Genomic DNA, 23,806 nt, shown 5'->3' with positions numbered 1-23,806 from the left:
ATTTTCGGTGTTTACCCCAGTGCGGCGGACAGCCAACTGACAGCAGGGCGGCGCATCATAGCGGCGTTCAGGTTCTACTCAGCTTCCATTCGAAGGAGACATGCATGCGTCGCGATACCTTTCTGAAGTCTTTAGCCGCCTTGGCCGCCACCGGAGCCCTGCCGTTGTCGGCCTGGGCCGCAGCCAACGTCAAGATGATGATCCCCGCCAATCCCGGGGGCGGCTGGGACACGACTGGCCGCGCGCTGGGCAAGGCCCTGACGGACAGCAAGCTCGCCGATACGGTGACGTATGACAACAAGGGCGGCGCCGCCGGCGCGCTGGGCCTGGCCCAGTTCGTCAACGGTTCGAAGGGTGACCCGAACGCCATGATGATCATGGGCGCCGTCATGCTCGGCGGCATCATCACCGGCAAGCCGCCGGTCAACCTTTCGCAGGCCACGCCGATCGCCCGCCTCACCAGCGAATACAACGTGTTCGTCCTGCCGGCCAATTCGCCGCTGAAGTCCATGAAGGACGTGGTCGACCAGCTCAAGAAGGATCCGGGCAGCGTCAAGTGGGGCGGCGGTTCGCGCGGTTCCACCGAGCACATCGCCGCGGCCATGATCGCGCAGAAGGTCGGCGTCGACCCGTCCAAGATCAACTACGTGGCCTTCCGTGGGGGCGGCGAGGCCACGGCGGCCATCCTGGGCGGCAACGTTACGGTGGGCGGCAGCGGCTTCAGCGAATTCGCCGAGTACATCAATGCCGGCAAGATGAAGGCGATTGCGGTCACTTCCGCGCAGCGTCTGCCGGGCATCAACGTGCCGACGCTCAAGGAGCAGGGCATCGACGTCGAGATCGGCAACTGGCGCGGCGTCTACGGCGCGCCCGGCATCACGCCGGACCAGCGCAAGGCGCTGACCGACATGGTGCTGGCCGCCATGAAGACCCCCAGCTGGGCCGAAGCCGTGAAGAAGAACGACTGGACGCCGGCCGTGCTGTCCGGCGATGCGTTCGCGAAGTTCGTCGACGACGAGTTCGCGAGCCTGCGCGCGACGATGGTCAAGTCGGGCATGGTCTGACCCGGTTCGCCTTGCCGTCTTCCTGACCGGCGCGAAACCGCCGAACCGGCCGCGCCGGTTCGGCGGCGCGGCCGGCAGGGTGCTCCAGTTCTTCGACTCCGAGACAAAAAATGACAACTCCATCCACCTCGGTCTCGCCACCAGCGGCGCCATGGCCGCAAACCCTCGTCGGTGCCGGCGTGCTCCTGACCGGGCTCGCGCTCGCGTTCGGCGCGATCGGCATCTCTTCCGAGGCCGGCTACGGCGGCGTCGGCCCCAATTTCCTTCCCTGGCTGGTCTCGATCGCGCTGACGGTGTGCGGCGCCTGGATCATCTGGGAGGCGCGCACCGGCGGCTTCCGCGACATGGACGAGCCCTCCGGCGCCGTCCATCCCTACTGGGCCGGATTCGTGTGGGTGTCGGCGGGGCTGCTGCTCAACGCCGCGCTCATCACCTCGATCGGCTTCATCCTCAGTTGCACGCTGTGCTACCTGTTGGCGGTGCAAGGATTGCGTCGCGCAAGCGGGCAGGGCGGCGTCAATTCTCCGCGCACCTGGCTGATCGACATCGTGACGGGTCTGCTCATTTCGGCTCCGGTCTTCTGGATGTTCACTCAATTCCTGGCGATCAACCTGCCAGGCCTCACCGGCACGGGGTGGCTCTAGCATGGATATCTTCAACGCACTGATGCACGGGTTCGCGCTCGCGATCACACCCGTGAACCTTCTCTGGTGCCTGGTGGGCTGCGCCCTCGGCACGGCCGTCGGCGTGCTGCCCGGCATCGGCCCGGCGGTGGCTGTGGCGATGCTGCTGCCGATCACCGGCAAGGTCGACGTCACGGCCTCGATGATCTTCTTCTCGGGGATCTACTACGGCGCCATGTACGGCGGCTCGACCACCTCCATCCTGCTGAACACGCCGGGCGAAACCGCCAGCATGGTCACGGCGATGGAAGGCAACAAGATGGCGAAGAGCGGCCGCGCTGGCGCTGCGCTGGCGACCGCCGCGATCGGCTCCTTCGTGGCCGGCACCATCGCCACCGTGATCGTCACGCTGTTCGCGCCCTTCGTCGCCGACTTCGCGGTCAAGCTCGGTCCGCCCGAGTATTTCCTGCTGATGCTGCTGGCCTTCACCACCGTGAGCGCGGTGCTCGGCAAGAGCACGCTGCGCGGCATGACGGCGCTGTTCATCGGGCTGGCCGCCGGCTGCATCGGTCTCGACCAGATCTCGGGCCAGGGGCGCTATACCGGCGGCATTCCAGAACTGCTCGACGGCATCGAGATCGTGCTGGTGGCGGTCGGTCTCTTCGCGGTGGCCGAAGTGCTCTATGCGGTGCTCTACGAAGGCAAGGTCGTCGAGGACCAGAACAGGCTGAGCCGCGTACACATGAGCGCCCGCGACTGGAAGCGTTCCGTCCCGGCGTGGCTGCGCGGCACGGCCATCGGGACCCCGTTCGGCTGCATCCCGGCCGGCGGCACCGAAATCCCGACCTTCCTGAGCTATGCGACTGAAAAGAAGCTGGCCAAGGATGCGGACGCCAAGGCCGAGTTCGGCACCACCGGTGCGATCGAAGGCGTGGCGGGCCCCGAGGCGGCCAACAACGCGACCGTGACGGCGGCGCTGATTCCGCTGCTCACGCTGGGCATTCCCACGTCGAACACCACGGCCATCCTGCTCGGCGCCTTCCAGAACTACGGCATCCAGCCCGGGCCCCAGCTCTTCACGACCTCGGCGGCGCTGGTGTGGGCGCTGATCGCGTCGCTCTACATCGGCAACGTGATGCTGCTGGTGCTGAACCTGCCGATGGTCGGACTGTGGGTCAAGCTGCTCAAGATCCCGAAGCCGCAGCTCTATGCGGGCATCCTGATCTTCGCGACGGTCGGTGCCTACGGCATGCGGCAGAGCGCTTTCGACCTCGTGCTGCTCTACGCGATCGGCGTGCTGGGCGTGATCATGCGGCGCTTCGACTTCCCGACGGCGCCGGTGGTGGTCGGCATGATCTTGGGGCCGCTCGCCGAGGCGCAACTGCGCAACGCGATGTCGATCGGCGAGGGCAGCGCGGCGGTGTTCTTCCAGCGTCCGATGTCGATCGTGCTGATCGTCATCATCCTGGGCGTGATGATCCTGCCGCGCCTTGCCAAGCGCATGTCGAAAAAGTAGCTCGCCCCCAGGCTGCGCGCACTTCATGTCGCTTCGCCTACCCCCTGCCGGGGGCAACACCGGCGGACCGGCCGAGCCGGATCCGCGGTGTTTCTGGCATCGCGCCTGCCCGCTCCGGCGTTTGCCGTGATCAGTTGGCGGTGGAGCCCGATCCGAAACTGGCTGTCGTCGAGGACGGGGTCATGCCCTTGATGCGCTGGATCTCGGTCACGAATTCGGGACCGTTGCGCATGCTCTGATAGGACGAGAACTGGCGGGCATAGCTCGCGCTCGTCGGGTCGAAGCTGTCGCGGTTGGCGACCTGGGCCATGCCGGACTTGTTCCACAGGCTCAGGTCGGCGGCGACTTCGGCGCGGCTCAGGGCGCCGATGATCGAGTCAGGGGGGCCGACGCGGTATTCCGCCGCGACCGCGTTCATCTCCATGCGATTCGCCGCCAGGTCGGCCGACACCTGGGCGCGGCTGAGTTGGCCGGTCATCGGAATGGGCGCGCCGACCCATAGTTCGGCCGGCACCGTCTGCGCGGATACAGCCCCAGCCAGCGCAAGGGCGGAGACGCCGAGAAGTAGCTTTGCATTCATGATGAAATCTCCTTGAGGCTTGATGTGTGGCCGCGGACAGCAGCGGTCGCCACGGTGAGCCACTGTGGGCGCCTGCTGCGTTTAACGCTGTGCGTTTGCGCACACTTTTTTTCAACCAGTCCGGACTTGGATGCGAGGTCGAAGCGATGGCGGTCCAGCGATCCAGCATGGCGCTCCAGCACGTCGCGTTGTTGGAAGGCTTGTCGCAGCAGCGGCTGGACTGGCTCGCCCAGCGTTGCAACTGGCAGAGCGTCGAAAGTGGCACCCCGGTGTTGTTGCGCTCGGAAGACACGAGCGACGTGTATTTCCTGGTGTCGGGCCAGTTGCGCGTGACGACCTACTCCGCGAACGGCCGGCAAATCACGTTCCGCGATCTGCACGACGGCGAGTACTTCGGCGACATCTCCGCCATCGACGGCAAGCCGCGTTCCGCCGATGGCGTGACGCTCAAGCCGACGGTTGTCGCCAGCCTGGACCGCTCGGGCTTCCTCGAACTGCTGCGCCTGGAGCCCGTCGTCGCCGAACGGGTGATGCGCAACCTGGCTGCGCTGGTGCGACAACTGTCGGACCGCGTCATCGACCTGAGCACGCTGGGCGTACAGAACCGGGTGCATGCCGAGCTGCTCCGCCTGGCGCGAGGCACGGGAATCGTGGGCAACCGGGCGAGGCTGGATCCCGCGCCGACCCACGCCGAGTTGGCCAGCCAGATCAGCACCAATCGCGAGCAGGTCACGCGCGAACTCAATGCGCTGCGGCGCGATGGCGTGCTGGCCAAGGATGGCAAGGCGCTGGTCGTTGCCGATGTGCAACGGCTCGTCGCCCTGGTGAGCGACGTACGGGGCGCGCCCTGAGGTGGCTACTGCGCCGGCTGCACGACCGTGGAGCGGCGGTCGTTCGACCGGACCGTCTCGCTGCCGGCCGGTGCCTGGGTCCCTTGCGGCGTCACGACGGTGGAACGGCGATCCCCCGACCGGGCCGTTTCCGTGCCTGAAGGCGCGGAAGCGCCTTGCGGCGTGACGACAGTGGAGCGTCGGTCGGTGGAGCGCTTCGTGACCTTGCGGGGCGGAGCGCCCCGGGCGCGGTCGAGTTCGGCGCCTGCTTCGCGCACACAGGCGTCGCGGGCCGGCGCAGCCAGGGAGCCGTCGTTGCACTTGGCGATCTGCTGGTCATGGCGCTGCTGCGCCTTCGAGAGGTCCGCCGCGGTCGGCGCTGCCCCCGCGGCGAGCGCGGTGGCGAGAAGGGCGCCTGACATCGCGACACGCGCGTGGATTCGGATCATGGTGGGCCTCCGTCGAAGGACGATGGCGGCTAGTCTAACTTGCAACAATTTGCGACGGACACCTCATTGCGTCGGCGCGGGATGCTCCTCGGCGGGCGTGGCGGCGGCCGGCCCGGGACCGTGCCCGCCGAACTTGCCGCGAATCCGTCGCGTCGTGCGCCGGATCCAGTGCTCGATGTCGTCGATGTACGTGAACACGGCCGGGACCACCAACAGGCTCAGCACGGTCGAAGTGATGAGGCCGCCGATGACCGCCATCGCCATGGGCGCTCGGAAGCTCGAATCCGCCGTGCCGAGGCCCAGTGCAATGGGCGCCATGCCTGCGCCCATGGCGAGCGTGGTCATGATGATGGGCCGTGCGCGCTTGTGGCAGGCGTCGCGCAGCGCATCCCACCGGCTCATGCCGTGATCGCGGCGGGCGACGATGGCGTACTCCACCAGCAGGATCGAGTTCTTGGTCGCGATGCCCATCAGCATGATCAGCCCGATGAGCGAAGGCATCGACAGCGCCTTCTGGCCAATCAGCAGCCCGACGAAGGCGCCGCCCAGCGCCAGCGGCAAGGCACACAGGATCGTGATCGGGTGCAGGAAGTCCTTGAACAGCAGCACCAGCACGATGTAGATGCACAGCACCCCGGTCAGCATCGCGAGGCCGAAGCTCGCGAACAGTTCGGTCATGACTTCGGCATCCCCGACCTCGGCCACGCGCACGCCGGGCGGCAGGCTGCGGATCGACGGCAGCTTCATCACCGCGTCCTTGGCGTCGCCCAGGCCCACGCCCGAGAGTTCGATCTCGAAGTTGACGTTGCGCGAGCGGTCGTAGCGGTCGATCACAGCCGGGCCGCCTTCGACCGTGAGCGCGGCCACCTGTCCCAGCATCACCGGTCCGCGTGCGCCGGGCACGGCGAGGCGTTCGAGCAGGGCGAGGTTCTGTCGTGCCGAATCCTGGAGCTTCACCACGATCGGCACCTGCCGCTGTGCCAGGTTGAGCTTGGGCAGGTTCTGGTCGTAGTCGCCGAGGGTGGCGACGCGCAGCGTGTCGGCGATGGCCGAACTGGTCACGCCCAGGTCCGCGGCACGCGCGAAGTCGGGGCGCACCGCAATCTCCGGACGGATGAGGCTCGCGGTCGACGTGATGTTGCCGAGGCCGGGGATCGTGCGCAGGTCGCGCTCCACGGCGCGGGCGGCGGTCGTCAGCGACGCCGGGTCGTCGCCGCTCAAGGCCAGGATGTACTTTTCGCCCGAGCCGCCCAGGCCGACGGTGCTGCGCACGCCGGGCAGCGATTCGAGGGCGGCGCGGATGTGGTTCTCGATGACCTGCTTGCGCGGCCGGTCGCTGCGCGGGTCGAGCTGGATGGTGAGGGTCGCCTTGCGCGTCTCCGGCGTGCCGAAGTTCGCGAAGGGGTCGCCGCCCGCGCTGCCGCCGCCTGCGGTGGTGTAGACGCTGCGGACGTGCTCGATCGCCATCACGCGGCGTCGTGTTTCCTCCGCCGCCGCCATCGTCTGGGCCAGCGTCGCGCCCGGCGCCAGCGAGAGATAGACCTGCGTCTGCGAGTTGTCGTCGGGCGGGATGAAGCCCGTCTTGAGCAGCGGGATCATCGCCACCGAGCCGAAGAAGAAGAGGGTGGCCAGCACCATGGTCGTAAAGCGGTGCTTCAGGCACCACTCGGCCATGCGCATGTAGATCCTGAGCCAGCGCGACTCCTTCTCGGTGCCGACGATGGGCTTCAGGATGTAGGCGGCCATCATCGGCGTCAGCATCCGTGCGACGACCAGCGATGCGAACACCGCGAGCGAGGCCGTCCAGCCGAACTGCTTGAAGAACTTGCCCGCCACGCCGCTCATGAAGGCGGTCGGCAGGAAAACGGCGATCAGCGTGAAGGTGGTGGCGATCACCGCCAGCCCGATCTCGTCGGCCGCCTCCATCGCGGCCTGGTAGGGCGTCTTGCCCATGCGCAGGTGGCGCACGATGTTCTCGACCTCCACGATCGCGTCGTCCACCAGGATCCCGACCACCAGCGACAGCGCGAGCAGCGAGACCACGTTGACCGAGAAGCCCAGCAGGTGCATGCCGATGAACGCAGGAATCACCGACATCGGCAGCGCCACCGCCGAAACAAAAGTCGCGCGCCAGTCGCGCAGGAACAGCCACACCACGATCACAGCAAGGATGGCACCTTCGTACAGCAGGTGCAGCGAGCCTTCGTACTCTTCCCGCACCGGGTCGACGAAGTTGAAGGCCTCCGTCAGCTGGATGTCCGGCCGTTGAACGCGCAGGTCGGCGAGCGCCTTCTGCACCGCGGCGCCGACTTCGACCTCGCTCGCGCCGCGGCTGCGGGCGACCTCGAAGCCCACCACCGGCTTGCCGTCGAGCAGCGCGGCCGCGCGGGGCTCGGCGATGGTGTCGTTGATGCGCGCGACCTGGTCGAGCCGGACGCGGCGGCCGTCCGACAGGTAGATCTGCATGTCGGCGAGTTCGTCGGCGGACTTCACCGTGGCGAGCGTGCGCACGGGCTGTTCGCTGCCGCCCAGGTCGGTGCGGCCGCCCGCGCTCTCGGTCTGCACCTGGCGCAACTGGCGCGAGATGTCGGCGGCCGTGGCGCCCAGCGCCTGCAGCTTCTCGGGGTCCAGGTCCACGTGCACTTGCCGCGTGACGCCGCCCACGCGGTTCACCGCGCCGACACCGCTGATCGCCAGCAGCTTCTTCGAAATGTCGTTGTCGACGAACCACGACAGCGCCTCGTCGTCCATGCGCGAGGACGCGATCGTGAAGGCCAGCACCGGCTGCGCTGCGAAGTCCAGCTTGGTGACCACCGGGTCGCGCACGTCGGCCGGCAGGTCGGCGCGAACGCGCTGGACGGCGGAGCGCACGTCGTCGACCGCTTCCTGCACCGGCTTTTCGAGCCGGAACTCGACGATCAGCGTGGCGGCGCCGTCCTGCACCTTGGTCGTGATGTGCTTGAGGCCCTGGATGGTCGCGATCGAGTTCTCGAGCTTGCGCGCGACATCGGTTTCCAGTTGCGACGGTGCGGCGCCCGGCAGCGCGGCCGACACCGTGACGGTCGGCAGGTCGATGTCGGGAAAGTTCTGCACCTTCATTGCGTTGAAGGACAGCAGCCCACCGAAGGTGAGCAGCACGAACAGCATCACCGCCGGAATCGGATTGCGGATGGACCAGGCCGATACGTTCATGGCGGTGCTCCTTACTTCGCGACTTCGACGGGCTGTTTCGCGGGTGGTTCCACCACGCGGACGAGATCGCCGTCGTTGAGGAAGCCGGCGCCCTGGACCACCACGCGCGCGTCCGCCGGCAGCGGCGTCGTGATCTCGACCCGGTCGCCCACGCGCCGGCCGGTCTCGACCTTCAACTGCGCGACGCGGTTGTCCGGCTGCAGCAGGAGCAGATGGTTGAAGCCGTCGCGCGGCACGATCGACGCCTGCGGCACCGTGACCGCGCTGGTGCGGCCGAGCTGGAAGTCGCCGCGCGCGAACATGCCGGCCTTGATGCCGGTGTTCTGCAGCACGTTCGGAATGTCCACGTAGACCAGCGCGGCGCGCGTCTGCGGATCGACGGTCGGCGCGACGCTGCGCACCTTGCCGCTGACCTGCGCACCGCTGGCGCTGACGACGATCGCCGGCGTGCCGACCGCGATGCGGGCGAGTTCGGACGAGGTGACTTCGGCGCGCCATTCGAGCCGCCCCTGGCGGATCAGGCGGAACAGCTCGGTGCCGGCGTTGACCACGCTCCCGACTGTCGCGGTGCGCGAGGAGATCACGCCGTCATCCGGCGCCAGCACCTGCGTGTTGCGGCCGCGCACCTGCTGCGCGGCGAGCACGGCCTCGGCCGCCTCGACCCTCGCCTTGGCGGTCTGTTCGGCGGTCTGGTACTGGTTGATCTGCTGCTGGCTCATCGCGCCCGTGGCCTGCAGCGTGCGTGCGCGCGCCGCTGTGCCCGTGGCATCGGCAGCGGTTGCGCGCGCCTCGGCGAGCGAGGCCCGCGCCTGGGCGACGTCCGCCTGCACGGAGTCGCCAGTGAAGGTCGCGAGCACCTGTCCCTTCTTGACCACGTCGCCGACGTTCACGCGCACTTCGGCGAGCTTCAGTCCGCTGGATTCGGAGCCGACGCTCGCTTCCTGCCAGGCGGCCACGTTGCCGTTGGCCGCAAGCGTGACGCTGAGCTCGCTGGTCTCCGGCTTGGCGACCGTGACGGTCAGGGTCGGCCGCGCCGTGGCCGCTTCCTTCGGCTTGGCGGCGCCCTCGGGCTGCTTGCCGCGCGAGAGCCAGAAGGCCGCGCCTGCAAGCACCAGCACGACGGCCAGCACGACGACGATGAGGGTGGAACGCTTCATTCTTTTCATGGGGACGGGGTAGCAGTTGTCGTCGTAGCGACGGATTCGGGCCGCGACCAGCCGCCGCCCATGGCGCGGTAGAGCGACACCCAGGCTTCGGCGCGCTCGCGCTGCAGCGCGACGCGGGCGGTCTGCGAAACGAACAGGGTGCGCCGCGCATCCTCCAGGTCGAACAGGCTCGCCAGGCCGATGCCGTAGCGCTGCTGGGTGGCGTCGAAGGAGGTCTGGTAGTCGGTTACCGCGGTGTCGGCATCGCTCGCGCGTTCGTCGGTGCTCTGCAGATTGATCAGCGCCTCCTCGACCTCGCGCACGGCTTGCCGCACGCGCGACCGGTAGATGGAGACCGACTCGTCGTAGCGCGCCTTCGCGGCTTCGGAATTGGCCGCCAGCGTGCCGCCGTCGAAGATCGGCACGGTGAGCGCGAGGGGGCCGAGCGTCCAGGTGTCGAGCGTTTCGCGGAATCCGCCCGCGCGCACCTGCACCGTGGCAATGGAGCCCTGCAGCGCCAGGCGCGGAAAACGCTGAGCCAGCGCCGCACCGGCATCGGCGCTGGCCGCCGCCACCGCCAACTCCGCGGCAAAGATGTCGGGCCGCTGCGCCAGTGCTTCGGCGGGGACGCTGTGAACGGCCTGCACGGCCGGCAAGGTGACGTCGATGGGCGCGGCATCCAGCTTGGCATCGAGGATGGGCGATTCGATCGCGGTCAGCGCCGACAGCGCCTGTCGCTGCACGGCGCACAGCGCGCGCTGCTGCGTCAGTCGTCCCGATGCCTCGGCGGCGCTCGCGCGTGCCAGCGCCGCGTCGGCCGGCGCGGTGAAGCCGGCGCGTGCCGAGAGTTCGGTCAGCCGTGCGGTTTCGGCGCGCGACTGGGCGTCGGAGGTCGACACCACGAGCTGCCGTCGGCATGCGCGCTCCGCAAGGTAGGCGTTAGCGGTCTCGGCCGCGACCGACACGCGCGCGTCATGCCATTGCGCGTCCGAGCCGACGAAGCGTGCCTGGGCGGCGTCCCGGCTGGCACGCAGGCCGCCGAAGAGGTCGATCTCCCAGCTCGATTGCAAGCCGGCCTGGCCCGTGGTGAGGATCGGCAGGCTGGTGGGTACGCCGTCGGTCGCGCCGCCTGTAGTACCCGTGGTGAAACCCGAACTCGGCGAATTGCCGCGGCTGGCCGACAGTGTCCCGTTGAGGTTGGGGATCAGCGCCGCGCCCGCCGCGACACGCGTGGCGCGGGCTTCGGTGATGCGTGCGCCGGCGCTGGCCACCGTCGGGCTGGCGGCCTCGGCCGCGAAGATCAGTTCGACCAGCAGCGGGTCGTTGAGCTGACGCCACCATTCGGCCAGCGTCGGCAGCGAACCGCCATGCGGCAGCGGGGCGGTAGAGGCGGGCAGGGGCGTGTTCCATTTCGCGGGCAACGGGGCCGTCACCTGCTCGGGCGGGCGGGGGACCGCGCAGGCCGAAAGAAGCAATGACGCGACGACGCAAAGCGCGGGGAGCCGGGTGTTCCTCATGAGTTCGGGATTTCCGCAAAAAGGGCGTGATTCAGGCGAGCGGTGGATCGCCATGTCGCCATCGAATGGCCGTAGGCCGTGCAAGGCGCGCAGCATAACAAGGCAGCCTGTCACCCCCTGTCGGAACTTGCCGCGTTTTTGGAGGGCCGGCGCGCGCTACGATCCCGCCCATGTCTCCCGCCGCCGCCGCTCCACCCGCATTACCGCTCGATGCCGAGGGCATCCTCGCGCTCGCCGCGCGCTCGATGTTCCATCTGTTCTCCAGCATCAGCCAGGGCATGTTCCTGGTCGATCGCAGCGGCCGCATCGTCTGGGTCAACGAGGGGTACCGCCGCTTCCTGCCGGCGCTCGGCTTCTCGTCGATCGACCAGTTCCTCGGCCACCGGGTGGAGGACGTGATCCCCAACACCCTGATGCGCCGGGTGCTGGAAACCGGGGAGCCGATCCTGATCGACCTGCTGACCAACAAGGCCGGCACCTTCGTCGTGAGCCGCATCCCCTTGCGCGAGGAGCGCGAGGGTGATTCGGGCGCCGTGCCCGGCGACGTGATCGGCGCGATCGGCATCGTGCTGTTCGACCACCCCGAAACCACCTTGCAGCCGCTCATCAGCAAGTTCGCGCTGCTGCAGCGCGACCTCGACGACGCGCGGCGAGAACTCGCGAGCCAGCGCAACAACCCGCTGTACCAGCAGTCGGCCGACGGCCAGCGGCGTTCCAAGTACACCTTCGCCAGCTTCATCGGCAGCAGCCCGGCGGCCGTCGAGGTCAAGCGCCATGCGCGGCGCGCCGCGCAATCGTCCAGCCCGGTTCTGCTTCTCGGCGAGACCGGCACCGGCAAGGAACTGCTGGCGCACGCGATCCACGCCGCCTCCGCGCGGGCGGCCGGCCTCTTCGTCAGCGTGAACATCGCCGCCGTCCCCGACACCCTACTCGAAGCGGAGTTCTTCGGCGTTGCACCCGGGGCCTTCACCGGCGCCGACCGCAAGGCCCGCGAAGGCAAGTTCAAGCTTGCCGACGGCGGCACGCTCTTCCTCGACGAAATCGGCGACATGCCGCTCGGCCTTCAGGCCAAGCTCCTCCGTGCGCTGCAGGAAGGCGAGATCGAGCCGCTCGGCTCCAACAAGCTCGTGCCCTTCGATGCCCGCGTGATCGCCGCCACCTCCCGCGACCTCGCCGCGCTGGTCCGCGAAGGCCGCTTCCGCGAAGACCTGTATTACCGGCTCAACGTCCTCCCGGTGCGCGTGCCGCCCTTGCGCGAACGCCGCGCCGACATCCCCGCCCTGGTCGAGGTGCTAGGCGAAGACATGGCCCTGCGCAGCGGCGAGGCCCCGCCCGAACTCACGCCCGACGCTCTGGCGCTCCTGGCGGCGCAACACTGGCGCGGCAACATCCGCGAACTGCGCAACGTCCTGGAGCAGGTCACGATGCGCAGCGACTCCCAGCGCATCGACGCCACCCAACTCGAACGCATCCTCCGCGAAGCCGGCCAGGAAAAGATCGCGACCCCCAGCAAGCTGCCCGCCCCCGCCGCCAACGACGCCGACGACAGCGCCGCCCTCCTGCGCCCCCTAGCCCAACAAGTCGCAGAACTCGAGCGCCGCGCCATCGCCGCCGCAATGGCCGCCACCGGCGGCAACAAGCTCGCGACCTCACGCCTGCTAGGCATCTCCCGCGCCACCCTCTACGAACGTCTGGAAAACCCTGAACAAAGATAGTGCAAATGTCCAAGTTCTAGACATGCCGCTTGTCTTGATCTCAGACAGATCGCCCGTTGCCAGAAACCCCGCGGAACCGGCTCCGCCGGGCCGCAGGGGTTGCCCCCGGTAGGGGGTGGGCGGCTACACGAAGTGAGCCAACCTGGGGGCGAGCAACAGGTAGGGGGTGGAGAGCGACACGAAGTGCGCGAGCCTGCGGGCGAGTCAGGCTGGCACAAAGTGTGCAATATTCAGCCATCATCATCAGGAGACAAAGAATGCAACGTCGCCACCTCGTCGCCTTGGCAAGCCTCGCCATTGCCGGCGCATCGGCCTTGACGGCTCCCGCCTGGGCGCAGTCCAACGAGATCAAGATCGCCCACATCTACAGCAAGACCGGCCCGCTCGAAGCCTACGGCAAGCAGACGCAGACCGGCCTCATGATGGGCCTGGACTACGCGACCGGCGGCACGATGACCGTCAACGGCAAGAAGATAGTCGTGATCGAGAAGGACGACCAGGGCAAGCCCGACCTCGGCAAGTCGCTGCTGGCGGCCGCCTATGCCGACGACAAGGCCGCGCTCGCGATCGGCCCGACCTCCTCGGGCGTGGCCCTGGCGATGCTGCCGGTGGCCGAGGAATACAAGAAGATCCTGCTGGTCGAGCCCGCCGTGGCCGACTCGATCACCGGCGACAAGTGGAACAAGTACATCTTCCGCACCGGCCGCAACAGTTCGCAGGACGCGATCTCGAACGCCGTGGCGATCGACAAGCCCGGCGTCACGGTCGCCACGCTGGCGCAGGACAACGCCTTCGGCCGCGACGGCGTGAAGGCCTTCAAGGACGCGCTCAAGAAGGCCAAGCTCGCCCACGAGGAATACCTGCCGCCGGCCACCACCGACTTCACCGCCGGCGCGCAGCGCCTGATCGACAAGCTCAAGGACCAGCCGGGCCGCAAGATCATCTGGATCGTGTGGGCGGGCGCGGGCAACCCGTTCAAGATCGTCGACCTCGACCTGAAGCGTTACAACATCGAGATCGCGACCGGCGGCAACATCCTGCCTGCCATGGCCGCCTACAAGTCGCTGCCGGGCATGGAAGGCGCGGCCTACTACTACTTCGGCATCCCGAAGAACCCGGTGAACGACGCGATGGTGTCGATGCACTACAAGGAATTCAAGTCGCCGCCGGACTTCTTCACGGCCGGTGGCTTCTCGGCGGCGATGGCGGTGGTGACCGCGCTCAAGAAGACGGGCGGCGACACCAGCACCAACAAGCTCATCACGGCCATGGAAGGCATGAGCTTCGACACGCCCAAGGGCAAGATGACCTTCCGCAAGGAAGACCACCAGGCCATGCAGAGCATGTACCACTTCAAGATCAAGGTGGACCCGGCCTTCGCGTGGGGTGTGCCTGAGCTGGTCCACGAGATCAAGCCTGAAGAGATGGACATTCCCATCAGAAATAAACGCTGACCCCCAGGCTCGCGCACTTCGTGTCGCTCTCCACCCCCTCTTCGGGGGGCAATCCCGGCGGACCGGCGGAGCCGGTTCCGCGGGATTTCTGGCTCTTGGCGTAGCGCGCATCTTTTTGTTCCCCGTCTGTGCCCCTCGTGAGAGGGGGTGGCTCTGTGCACCCTGAAAACCGAAGGAGACAAGCATGAAGCGCAATTGGATGATGAAGATGAGCATGGTCGCGGCCTTCGCCGCGTTGGTGGGGCACGCTGCCACGGCGGCGGTGCCGTTGCCGGCGCTGGGGGCGAATGCGGCGGAGGTCAGCGTGTCGGGGCTGTCGTCGGGGGGCTTCATGGCGGTGCAGTTGCATGTCGCCTATTCGGGGACGTTCAAGCGCGGGGCCGGCGTGGTCGCCGGGGGGCCGTATTACTGCGCGGAGGGGTCCATCGTCAATGCGACGGGGCGGTGCATGTCGCACAGCAGCAGCATTCCGGTGTCGTCGCTGGTCACCACCACCAATAGCTGGGCGTCTAGCGGCGCCATCGATCCGGTCTCGAACCTGTCGGGCTCGAAGGTGTATCTCTATTCGGGTACTTCGGACAACACGGTGACGCAGGCCGTGATGAACGACCTGAAGACCTACTACCAGAGCTTCGTCCCGGCGGCGAATACCTTCTACAAGAACAACATCGGCTCCGGCCACGCGATGATCACCGACGACTACGGCAGCAGCTGCGGCACGACGGCATCGCCCTACATCAACAACTGCGGCTTCGACCTGGCGGGCGAGATCCTGCAGTACCTGTACGGCCCGCTGAACGCGCGCAACAACGGCACGCTGTCGGGCACGTTCACCGAGTTCAACCAGGGCACTTTCATCAGCGGCCACGGCATGGCCGCGACGGGCTGGATCTACGTGCCGCAAAGCTGCGCCACCACCTCGTGCCGGACGCACGTGGTTCTGCATGGCTGCAAGCAGAACTACAACGACATCGGCGACCAGTACGTGCGCAAGACGGGCTACAACCGCTGGGCCGATACCAACGACATCATCCTGATCTACCCGCAGACCAGCACGGCCGCGACCAACAGCTGCTGGGACTGGTGGGGCTACGACAACGCGAACTACGCTAAGAAGTCGGGCCCGCAGATGGCCGCCATCAAGGCCATGGTGGACCGGGTGACCAGCGGGGCGGGCGGCGGCGGTGGCGGATCGTCACTTCCCGCGCCTGTCGGCGTGGGCACGTCCGGCGCCACCAGCAGCAGCATGGTGATCGGGTGGAGCGGCGTGTCGGGTGCGACGGGCTACAACGTCTATCGCAGCGGCAGCAAGGTCAACGGCTCGGCGGTTTCCGGCACCAACTACACCGATACCGGCCTCGCCGCATCGACGACCTACAGCTGGAGCGTGACGGCGCTGGATGCGAACAACGTGGAAAGCGCCATGTCCGCCTCGGCCTCGGGCACCACGCTGGCCGGCAGCGGCGGCGGGACGCCGACCTGCTACACGGCCAGCAACTACGCGCACACCACCGCGGGCCGCGCGACGCAAAGCGGCGGCTACACCTACGCCAAGGGCTCCAACCAGAACATGGGCCTGTGGAACACCTTCGTCACCACCACGCTGAAACAGACCAGCCCCAACTACTACGTGATCGGCACATGTTGAATGCTTGAGACCCGAGACCTGACCATCCGCTTCGGCGGCCACGTGGCGGTGAATGCCGTCAGTTGCGCTTTCGCACCCGGCACGCTCACGGCGATCGTCGGCCCGAACGGCGCCGGCAAGACGACCTACTTCAACCTGATCTCGGGGCAGCTCAAGGCGACCGCGGGCACCGTGTCGCTCGACGGGCAACTGCTGTCGGGCCTGCCGGCCTCCGCGCGCACGCGAGCCGGCCTCGGGCGCGCATTCCAGTTGACGAATCTCTTTCCCAATCTGTCGGTGCTGGAGAACGTGCGGCTGGCGGTGCAGGCCACGCGCGAAGGGCCGCATCGGCGCGGGCTCAACCTGTGGAGCATCTGGAGCGATCACCGCGCGTTGACGGAGCGGGCCGACCAGATCCTCGCGGACGTCGCGTTGAAGGCGAAGGAGCACGCCACGGTCGCGAGCCTGCCGCACGGCGACCAGCGCAAGCTCGAAGTCGCGCTGCTGATGGCGCTCGAGCCCAAGGTGTTCATGTTCGACGAACCTACGGCCGGCATGAACGCGGCCGAGGCGCCGGTGATCCTCGACCTGATCCGTGCGCTGAAGAAGGACAAGACCAAGACGATCCTGCTCGTCGAGCACAAGATGGACGTGGTGCGCGAACTCGCCGACCGCATCATCGTGCTGCACAACGGCCAGCTCGTGGCGGATGGCGAACCGGCGGAGGTGATCGCCTCCCCGGTCGTGCAGGAGGCCTACCTCGGCATCGCGAAGGAGGCCGCATGAGCCACCTGCTGCAACTCGAAGGCGTGCACACGCACATCGGCGCGTACCACATCCTGCATGGCGTGGACCTCGTCGTGCCGCGCGGCCAGCTCACCATGCTGCTCGGCCGCAACGGCGCGGGCAAGACCACGACGCTGCGGACCATCATGGGCCTGTGGCATGCCTCGCAGGGCCGCGTGCGCTTTGGCGACCGCGAGATCACCGCGATGCACACGCCGCAGATCGCCGAACTCGGCATCGCCTACGTGCCGGAGAACATGGGCATCTTCTCGGACCTCACCGTGAAGGAAAACATGCTGCTGGCCGCGCGTGGCGCGAAGAACGCCGACCAGATGGACGACAAGCGCCTCAAGTGGATCTTCAAGCTCTTTCCCGCGGTCGAGAAGTTCTGGAACCATCCGGCGGGCAAGCTGTCGGGCGGCCAGAAGCAGATGCTCGCCGTGTCGCGCGCGATCGTCGAGCCGCGCGAGCTGCTCATCATCGACGAGCCGAGCAAGGGCCTCGCGCCCGCCATCATCAACAACATGATCGACGCCTTCAGCGAGCTCAAGCACAGCGGCGTCACGATCCTGCTGGTCGAGCAGAACATCAACTTCGCGCAACGCCTGGGCGACACGGTGGCCGTGATGGACAACGGCCGCGTGGTGCACAGCGGAACGATGGCCGCGTTCTCGGCGGACGAGCAGTTGCAGCAGTCGCTGCTGGGGTTGGCGCTATGAGCGCCGCGCCGGGCCGCCCCAAGCAAGCTCGCGCCCCCTCGGGGGGCAGCGCAGCACTCGAAGTGACAAGCGTGGGGGTTCTATGAGATTGGACTTTGATTGGAAGCCCTTGGCACTGGTGCCGGCGCTCGCGTTGATCGCGCTGCCGCTGACCGGCTCCTTCTCCACCTGGCTGACGCTCACCGTCGCAGGCCTCGCGATGGGCATGATCATCTTCATCATTGCCTCCGGCCTCACGCTGGTCTTCGGCCTGATGGACGTGCTGAACTTCGGCCATGGCGTGTTCATCGCCTTCGGCGCCTTCGTCGCCAGCAGCGTGCTCGGCGGCATGGCCGACTGGACCGGCTCGCAGGAACTCTGGCGCAACCTCGTGGCCGTGTTCCCGGCGATGCTGGTCGCGATGGCTGCGGCGGGTGCGGTGGGACTGGCTTTCGAGCGCTTCATCGTGCGGCCGGTCTACGGCCAGCACCTGAAGCAGATCCTCATCACGATGGGCGGGATGATCATCGGCGAGGAACTCATCAAGGTGATCTGGGGCCCCGGACAAGTCCCGCTGCCACTGCCCGATGCGTTGCGCGGCTCCCTGCTCATCGGCGATGCGGCGATCAGCAAGTACCGCATCCTGGCGGTCGTGATCGGCGTGTTCGTGTTCGGCCTGCTGGCATGGACGCTGGGCCGCACGAAGATCGGCCTGCTGATCCGCGCCGGCGTGCAGGACCGCGAGATGGTCGAGTCGCTGGGCTATCGCATCGGGCGGCTGTTCGTCGGCGTCTTCGTGGTCGGCAGCGCACTCGCGGGCCTGGGCGGTGTGATGTGGGGGCTGTTCCAGCAGAACCTGATCCCGCAGATGGGCGCGCAGGTCAATGTGCTGATCTTCATCGTCATCATCATCGGTGGACTGGGATCGACGGCGGGGGCGCTGATCGGCGCACTGCTGGTGGGACTGATGACCAACTACATCGGCTTCCTGGTCCCCACGCTCACGCAGTTCGCGAGCATCTTCCTCATGGTTGCGGTATTGCTGTGGCGCCCGCAGGGCGTCTACCCAGTCGCGAACCGCTGAAAGAACGACATGCTGTCCCGTCTACTCTCCAACGACATGCCGCGCAGCCGCCTGCTCGCGGTGCTGCTCGCCGCGCTGGTGCTCGGCCTGGCTTTCGCGCCATTCATCTTTCCGGGCGTGAAGGCGCTCAGCGTCGCGGCCAAGGTGCTGGTGTTCATCGTGCTCGTCGCGAGTTTCGACCTGCTGCTGGGCTACACCGGCATCGTGAGCTTCGCGCAGACGATGTTCTTCGGCATCGGCGCCTACGGCATCGCGATCTCGGCCACGCGTCTCGGCCCAGGGTGGGGCGCGGTGCTGCTGGGGCTCGGCGCGGCGCTCGTGATCTCGCTGGTGCTGTCGCTCGCAATCGGCCTGTTCTCGCTGCGGGTGCGCGCGATCTTCTTCGCGATGATCACGCTCGCCGTGGCCTCCGCGTTCCAGACGCTGGCCTCGCAGATGTCGGACTTCACCGGCGGCGAGGACGGCCTGACCTTCAAGCTGCCGGAACTGATCTCGCCGAGCTTCGAGTTCGCCGAGGAGCCTTTCCTCGGCGTCTCGCTCGATGGAAGATTGCTCTGCTACTACATGCTGTTCGTGGTCGCGGTGGTGCTGGTGCTCGCGCTGCTGCGCATCGTGAATTCGCCCTTCGGACGCGTGCTGCAGGCCATCCGCGAGAACGAGTTCCGGGCCGAGGCGATCGGTTATCGCGTGGTGGTGTATCGCACCACCGCTTCGGTGCTTTCGGCGCTGTTCGCGACGCTGGCGGGCGCAATGCTGGCGATCTGGCTGCGCTACAACGGGCCCGATACCTCGCTGAGCTTCGAGATCATGATCGACGTGCTGCTGATCGTCGTGATTGGCGGCATGGGAACGATCTACGGCGCGGTGATCGGCGCGGTGATCTTCGTGGTGGCGCAGAGCTACCTGCAGGATCTGCTGCGACTCGGCAGCGAGGCCGCGAGCGGCGTGGGCTGGCTCGCCGCCTTGCTGTCGCCGGACCGGTGGCTGCTGTGGCTGGGCGTGCTGTTCGTGCTCTCGGTCTATTACTTCCCGACCGGCATCGTCGGCCGTCTTCGTGCGAGGGCTTCGCGGTGAACACTCCGACTTCGAACTACACACGGCTGGCGGGGCACGAGATCCACTGGATGGACTGGGGGCCGCGCGAAGGCCCGGTGGTGGTCGCATGGCACGGGCTGGCGCGCACCTGCCGCGACATGGACGAACTGGCGACGCATTTTGCGGAGCGCGGCTTTCGCGTGATCTGCCCCGACACCATCGGCCGCGGTCTGAGCCAGTGGAGCAGGGCGCCCGACGACGAATACCAGTTGTCTTTCTATGCGCGCGTCGCGGCCGCGCTGTTCGATGAGTTGAAGCTGGAACGGGTGCATTGGGTCGGTACGTCGATGGGCGGTGCGATCGGCCTCGTCTGTGCGGGGGGGCTGGTCGAGCCCACGACAAAGGCTCGCATCGCGAGCCTCGTGCTCAACGACAACGCACCGCAGATCGCGGATGCGGCCGTCGAGCGCATCCGCTCCTATGCGGGCCAGCCGCCGGCCTTCGACACGGTCGTTGAGCTCGAAGCCTTCTTCCGCACCGTCTACAAGCCCTATGGCTGGCTCAGCGACGCCCAGTGGCGGCGGCTGACGGAGACGTCGACGCGGCGTCTCCCCGACGGCCGCGTGACGCCGCACTACGACCCGGCGATGGTGCGGCAGTTCATCGCGCATCCCGACGACTACCTGCTGTGGTCGCACTACGACGCGATCGACGTGCCCCTGTTATGCCTGCGCGGCGTGGAATCCGACCTCGTGCTGCCGGAAACGCTGGAAGAGATGCGAGGTCGCGGCCCCGGTGCGAAGGGCCGGCTCCAGATCATCGAGGTGCCGGGCTGCGGCCATGCGCCGGCCCTCAATGTGCCTGCCCACCTGGACCCGATCGAGGCCTTTGTTCGCGCCGCCGGCACGTGATCGATGACGGCACGACAATCGGGCCGCCCATTCAACACGGAGTCAGACAACATGGCGCTTTCGTTTTACGACATCTCGGTCCCGGTGTTCACCCGCGGACTCGGCCAGCTTTCGCATGTGCTCGACAAGGGCCTTGCCCATGCGCAGTCGGCCGGCATCGATCCTTCCCAACTCGTCAACGCGCGGCTGGCACCCGACATGTTCACCCTCGCGGGTCAGGTGCAGAGCGCGAGCGACGCGTCCAAGCTCGGCACGGCGCGCATCGCCGGCGTCACGGCGCCCAGCTTTCCGGACACGGAGACGACCTATGCGGAACTCCAGGCACGCGTCACCAAGACGATCGACTATCTGAACAGCATCGATCGCGCGCTGATCGACGGTGCCGAGGCGCGCGAGGTCACGATGAAGGTGCGCGGCGCGGAACTGAAGTTCACGGCCGAGCGCTATCTGCTGCAGTTCGCGCTGCCCAATTTCTACTTCCACATCACCACGGCCTACGACGTGCTGCGGCACAGTGGCGTGCCGCTCAGCAAGCTGGACTATCTCGGGCGGTTCTGAGCGCGCTGCGCCGCCTCATTCCGGCCGGGTGGGCCAGCCGCCGAGATGGCGTTCCGCGATGCCGGCCAGCGCGGTGATCCAAGGGCCGCTGTCGTTGAGGCAGGGGATGTAGTGGAACGCCTTGCCGCCTGCACCGAGAAAGGCGTCGCGGCCTTCCATCGCGATCTCTTCGAGTGTCTCCAGGCAATCGGCCGGAAAGCCCGGACACATCACGTCGACCCGTTCGACACCCGAGGCGCCGAGTTCACGCAGCGTCGGCTCGGTGTAGGGCTCCAGCCACTTCGCACGGCCAAAGCGTGACTGGAAGGTCACGCGGTACTGCGAGGGCGTGAGTTGCAAGCTGTCGGCCAGCAAACGCGCCGTCACGAGGCACTGCGCCTGGTACGGATCGCCGAGCCGGATGTTGCGTTCCGGAATCCCGTGGAAGCTCATCACCAGCTGGTCGCCTCGGCCGTTCTGCTGCCAGTGGCGCGAAACACTGCGTGTCAGCGCATCGATGTAGAGCGGATCGTCGTGGTAGTCGTTGACGAAGCGGAACTCCGGCACGCGGCGCACGCACGCGCTCCAGGCATTCACGGCGTCGATCACGCTCGCCGTGGTGGTCGCAGAGTACTGCGGATAGGCCTGCAGCACGAGCACGCGCGTGACGCCTTCCGCCTTCAGTTCGTCGAGTCGCGACGCGATCGACGGCTGGCCATAGCGCATCGCATCGCGCACCGTCACGCGGTGGCCTCGCTCGCCGAGCCAGCCGGTGAGCAGCGTGGCCTGCTTCTTCGTCCACACCTTGAGCGGCGAGCCTTCCGGCGTCCAGACGCTGGCGTACTTGGCCGCCGATTTGGCGGGCCGCGTGCGCAGGATGATGCCGTGCAGGATCAGCGCCCACACCGCGCGCGGAATTTCGACCACGCGCGGGTCGCCGAGAAAGTCGGCGAGGTAGGGGCGCACGGCGGTCGCCGTCGGCTCGTCGGGCGATCCCAGGTTGCACCAGAGCACGGCGGTGCGGCCCCGGGCGTGGTCGCCGGCAGGCGGTTCAGGTCGAAAAGGCATGCGATATTCTCTGTCATGCCCTCCGCGACCTCCGAATCCCTGACCCTCGACGTCAAGCGCATCGCCGCCATCTCACTCGATCTCGATGACACCCTTTGGCCGATCTGGCCGACCATCGAGCGTGCCGAAAGCGTGCTGCACGAATGGCTTTTGCGCGAGGCGCCGAAGACCGCGAGCCTGCTGTTGACGCCCGGCGTGCTGCGCGAGTTGCGCGAAGCCACAGAGAAGGAGCGCTCCGACCTCGCGCATGATCTCAGCGCGCTGCGCCGCGAATCGATCCGTGCCGCGCTGCGCCGATCGGGCGAAGATCCGTCGCTGGCCGATCCGGCCTTCGACGCCTTCTTTGCCGAGCGCCAGCGCGTGACGCTCTACGACGATGCCCTGCCGGCGCTCAAGTGGCTCAGCGAGCGTTATCCGCTGGTGGCGATTTCCAACGGCAACGCGGACATCCACCTGACGGGCGTGGGGCGCTGGTTCCGCACGGCCTTCAATGCGCGCGAGTTCGGCAGCGGCAAGCCGCATGCGCCGATCTTCCGCGCCGCGGCGGCGTCGGTCGGGCTGCTGCCGAAGGATGTGCTCCACGTCGGCGATGACGCAGAACTGGATGTGGTCGGTGCCCTCGATGCGGGCATGCAGGCGGCCTGGCTGGTTCGCGAGGAGCGTCCCTGGGAGCACCGCGCGCGACCGCAACTCATCGTGCCGAACCTGCACGCACTCTGCGTTGCGCTGGGCGCCGCCTGACCCGGTCGTTCAGCGCGAGCCCATGATGGCGCGTGCCACGCCATCGCTCACGGTCGACTGGATGTTGAAGTTCCTGAGCATCCCCGCCGCATTGCTGGTTGCATTGATGACGGTCTGGTTCACGATGTGCTGGTTGTCCAGCGTGTTCTGGATCACCGTGCCGTAGTTGGCGCCGCCCTGTTGCGGCTGGACGGTGTTGCCAGGCCCGTTCTGCACCAGGTTCAGGGTCGACAGCTGCTTGTTGAGTTGCGCTGCCTGCACGGGCGTGAGGTTGTTGACCTGGCCGAAGTCCAGCGTGGTCTGCGTCACCAGGCTGCCGTTGATGTAGACGGCCCGCGTGATCCCGAAGCTCACGAGCAGGCCGTTGCCCGGATCGAATCCGCCGCGTTGCCGATCCAGCGTCTGGTTGCTCACCGCCATCCACACCTCCTCCCGGCGCGCTACGCGGTCCGGTTCGTCGCTAGACGCCTGCGAAAGGGCGCTCCCCGCCAGCGCGCAGAGCCAGAGGCCCAGCCCGATGCGCGCGAACGAGAAGCCGGCGGCATGCATCAGAAGTCTCCCGGGCCGAGCTTGGGCATGGTGATGTCGCTCAGGCTCGACCGCCCGATGCCACGCCCCAGCGGTGCACGAGGTGACACGCGCCAATCGGCCGCCACGTTGAAGTGCGCCTTGTCCATGTGGCTGTGGATGACGAAGAGCAGTCCGTTCTTCCAGCTGTCGTCGAATGCCTTGCGCGACATCGCGCGGGTGCCCTGTGCCGGATCGCCGATGAGCACGCGATCGTCCTCCACGCCCTTCACCACGACGAAGTGGTGATAGCCGTTCGAGTTGATCAGGACGATGGCGGGGATGCGCGCCTCGTTGAGTTTTTCCAGCGGCTGCTCGAAGCCGTCGGCATCGAATCCGTGCGCCTGGAGATAGCGCTTCATGTCGAGCAGCGAGAAGCCTTCCTTGTGGATCTTGGCCTGGTCGCCGTTCTCGTACATCTCCTTGAACACCGATTCCTCGGTGACCGGGTAGTCGTAGTGGTGCGTCAGCAGCGTGGCGACGGCGGCCGAGCCGCAGCTGAAGTCGTACTTCTGGATCAGCGTGCGCGCCGTGCGCGCCTGCTTCAGGCTGGTGACGGGGATGCGCACGTCCACGCCGCCCAGGCCGGGCATGTAGGCCTGCTGCGCAGGCGTCGCGATGGCCGCAGTCAGCAGCGAGAGGGAGAGCAGCATGCCGCGCATGGCGC

Annotated in this window: 22 protein-coding genes; 14 read left to right on the top strand and 8 right to left on the bottom strand. The window is 67.4% G+C overall.

What is annotated here, in order from left to right; translation table 11 throughout:
• The first annotated feature begins 104 nt into the window (after window positions 1-104).
• The 3 genes from ACSFBL_RS15960 to ACSFBL_RS15950 all read left to right on the top strand — a co-directional run bounded on the left by ACSFBL_RS15960 (window position 105) and on the right by ACSFBL_RS15950 (window position 3,203).
• Window positions 105-1,064 carry a Bug family tripartite tricarboxylate transporter substrate binding protein gene (locus tag ACSFBL_RS15960; RefSeq protein ID WP_435516753.1) on the top strand — a complete coding sequence of 320 codons (960 nt, stop codon included), beginning with the start codon at window positions 105-107 and terminating at the stop codon, window positions 1,062-1,064.
• A gap of 110 nt (window positions 1,065-1,174) precedes the next feature.
• The gene (locus tag ACSFBL_RS15955; RefSeq protein WP_435516752.1) at window positions 1,175-1,708 is read left to right on the top strand and encodes a tripartite tricarboxylate transporter TctB family protein; all 534 of its coding nucleotides are present in this window, start codon (window positions 1,175-1,177) and stop codon (window positions 1,706-1,708) included.
• A 1-nt stretch (window position 1,709) separates the two neighbouring features.
• The gene (locus ACSFBL_RS15950) at window positions 1,710-3,203 is read left to right on the top strand and encodes a tripartite tricarboxylate transporter permease (RefSeq protein ID WP_435516751.1); all 1,494 of its coding nucleotides are present in this window, start codon (window positions 1,710-1,712) and stop codon (window positions 3,201-3,203) included.
• Between the two features lie 130 nt (window positions 3,204-3,333).
• Here the strand turns inward: ACSFBL_RS15950 and ACSFBL_RS15945 are convergent, their stop codons facing one another.
• Window positions 3,334-3,783: a hypothetical protein gene (locus ACSFBL_RS15945; RefSeq protein WP_435516750.1), complete on the bottom strand. Its 450-nt coding sequence runs from the start codon at window positions 3,781-3,783 to the stop codon at window positions 3,334-3,336.
• Between the two features lie 167 nt (window positions 3,784-3,950).
• Here ACSFBL_RS15945 and ACSFBL_RS15940 point away from each other — a divergent pair, with 167 nt between their 5' ends.
• Complete coding sequence (locus tag ACSFBL_RS15940) at window positions 3,951-4,634, top strand: Crp/Fnr family transcriptional regulator (protein ID WP_435516749.1); 684 nt, start codon at window positions 3,951-3,953, stop codon at window positions 4,632-4,634.
• A gap of 5 nt (window positions 4,635-4,639) precedes the next feature.
• On the opposite strand, the gene ACSFBL_RS15935 is transcribed toward ACSFBL_RS15940, so the two are convergent.
• The 4 genes from ACSFBL_RS15935 to ACSFBL_RS15920 form a co-directional block, all read right to left on the bottom strand.
• A complete protein-coding gene (locus ACSFBL_RS15935) occupies window positions 4,640-5,062 on the bottom strand; it encodes a hypothetical protein (RefSeq protein WP_435516748.1) in 423 nt (140 codons plus the stop codon).
• Between the two features lie 63 nt (window positions 5,063-5,125).
• Window positions 5,126-8,254, bottom strand: coding sequence for an efflux RND transporter permease subunit (locus ACSFBL_RS15930; protein WP_435516747.1), 3,129 nt, complete (start codon window positions 8,252-8,254; stop codon window positions 5,126-5,128).
• Between the two features lie 11 nt (window positions 8,255-8,265).
• Window positions 8,266-9,420: an efflux RND transporter periplasmic adaptor subunit gene (locus ACSFBL_RS15925; protein ID WP_435516746.1), complete on the bottom strand. Its 1,155-nt coding sequence runs from the start codon at window positions 9,418-9,420 to the stop codon at window positions 8,266-8,268.
• Window positions 9,417-10,916, bottom strand: coding sequence for an efflux transporter outer membrane subunit (locus ACSFBL_RS15920; RefSeq protein WP_435516745.1), 1,500 nt, complete (start codon window positions 10,914-10,916; stop codon window positions 9,417-9,419). The genes ACSFBL_RS15925 and ACSFBL_RS15920 overlap by 4 nt, the downstream gene beginning before the upstream one ends.
• Window positions 10,917-11,086: 170 nt before the next feature.
• Between ACSFBL_RS15920 and ACSFBL_RS15915 the strand changes: the two genes are divergently transcribed.
• The 9 genes from ACSFBL_RS15915 to ACSFBL_RS15875 all read left to right on the top strand — a co-directional run bounded on the left by ACSFBL_RS15915 (window position 11,087) and on the right by ACSFBL_RS15875 (window position 20,784).
• The gene (locus ACSFBL_RS15915) at window positions 11,087-12,631 is read left to right on the top strand and encodes a sigma-54 interaction domain-containing protein (RefSeq protein WP_435516744.1); all 1,545 of its coding nucleotides are present in this window, start codon (window positions 11,087-11,089) and stop codon (window positions 12,629-12,631) included.
• 257 nt (window positions 12,632-12,888) lie between these two features.
• The gene (locus ACSFBL_RS15910) at window positions 12,889-14,085 is read left to right on the top strand and encodes a substrate-binding domain-containing protein (RefSeq protein ID WP_435516743.1); all 1,197 of its coding nucleotides are present in this window, start codon (window positions 12,889-12,891) and stop codon (window positions 14,083-14,085) included.
• Between the two features lie 184 nt (window positions 14,086-14,269).
• Complete coding sequence (locus ACSFBL_RS15905) at window positions 14,270-15,733, top strand: extracellular catalytic domain type 2 short-chain-length polyhydroxyalkanoate depolymerase (RefSeq protein ID WP_435516742.1); 1,464 nt, start codon at window positions 14,270-14,272, stop codon at window positions 15,731-15,733.
• Window positions 15,734-16,498, top strand: coding sequence for an ABC transporter ATP-binding protein (locus tag ACSFBL_RS15900; protein ID WP_435516741.1), 765 nt, complete (start codon window positions 15,734-15,736; stop codon window positions 16,496-16,498).
• The gene (locus ACSFBL_RS15895; RefSeq protein WP_435516740.1) at window positions 16,495-17,217 is read left to right on the top strand and encodes an ABC transporter ATP-binding protein; all 723 of its coding nucleotides are present in this window, start codon (window positions 16,495-16,497) and stop codon (window positions 17,215-17,217) included. Before ACSFBL_RS15900 ends, ACSFBL_RS15895 begins: the two co-directional genes overlap by 4 nt.
• A gap of 82 nt (window positions 17,218-17,299) precedes the next feature.
• Window positions 17,300-18,280: a branched-chain amino acid ABC transporter permease gene (locus tag ACSFBL_RS15890; RefSeq protein WP_435516739.1), complete on the top strand. Its 981-nt coding sequence runs from the start codon at window positions 17,300-17,302 to the stop codon at window positions 18,278-18,280.
• 9 nt (window positions 18,281-18,289) lie between these two features.
• Window positions 18,290-19,354: a branched-chain amino acid ABC transporter permease gene (locus ACSFBL_RS15885; protein ID WP_435516738.1), complete on the top strand. Its 1,065-nt coding sequence runs from the start codon at window positions 18,290-18,292 to the stop codon at window positions 19,352-19,354.
• 50 nt (window positions 19,355-19,404) lie between these two features.
• Window positions 19,405-20,226 carry an alpha/beta fold hydrolase gene (locus tag ACSFBL_RS15880; RefSeq protein WP_435516953.1) on the top strand — a complete coding sequence of 274 codons (822 nt, stop codon included), beginning with the start codon at window positions 19,405-19,407 and terminating at the stop codon, window positions 20,224-20,226.
• A gap of 51 nt (window positions 20,227-20,277) precedes the next feature.
• Window positions 20,278-20,784: a DUF1993 domain-containing protein gene (locus ACSFBL_RS15875; RefSeq protein WP_435516737.1), complete on the top strand. Its 507-nt coding sequence runs from the start codon at window positions 20,278-20,280 to the stop codon at window positions 20,782-20,784.
• A 15-nt stretch (window positions 20,785-20,799) separates the two neighbouring features.
• Here the strand turns inward: ACSFBL_RS15875 and hemH are convergent, their stop codons facing one another.
• On the bottom strand, window positions 20,800-21,831 hold the full coding sequence (gene hemH / locus ACSFBL_RS15870) for a ferrochelatase (protein WP_435516736.1): 1,032 nt from the start codon (window positions 21,829-21,831) through the stop codon (window positions 20,800-20,802).
• A gap of 15 nt (window positions 21,832-21,846) precedes the next feature.
• On the opposite strand from hemH, the gene ACSFBL_RS15865 reads away from it, so the two are divergent.
• Complete coding sequence (locus tag ACSFBL_RS15865; RefSeq protein WP_435516735.1) at window positions 21,847-22,572, top strand: HAD family hydrolase; 726 nt, start codon at window positions 21,847-21,849, stop codon at window positions 22,570-22,572.
• Between the two features lie 9 nt (window positions 22,573-22,581).
• Here ACSFBL_RS15865 and ACSFBL_RS15860 read toward each other — a convergent pair whose 3' ends face one another.
• Complete coding sequence (locus ACSFBL_RS15860) at window positions 22,582-23,121, bottom strand: hypothetical protein (RefSeq protein WP_435516734.1); 540 nt, start codon at window positions 23,119-23,121, stop codon at window positions 22,582-22,584.
• Entirely contained in the window at window positions 23,121-23,801 is a 681-nt protein-coding gene (locus tag ACSFBL_RS15855; RefSeq protein ID WP_435516733.1) for a C39 family peptidase, read from the bottom strand. Before ACSFBL_RS15855 ends, ACSFBL_RS15860 begins: the two co-directional genes overlap by 1 nt.
• Window positions 23,802-23,806 lie beyond the last annotated feature (5 nt).

Source organism: Variovorax glacialis (genome assembly GCF_051216375.1).
In the GTDB taxonomy this organism is placed as follows: domain Bacteria; phylum Pseudomonadota; class Gammaproteobacteria; order Burkholderiales; family Burkholderiaceae_C; genus Variovorax.
The sequence above is the reverse complement of the archived record's forward strand: the minus strand, read 5'-3'. Positions and strand labels throughout refer to the sequence as shown.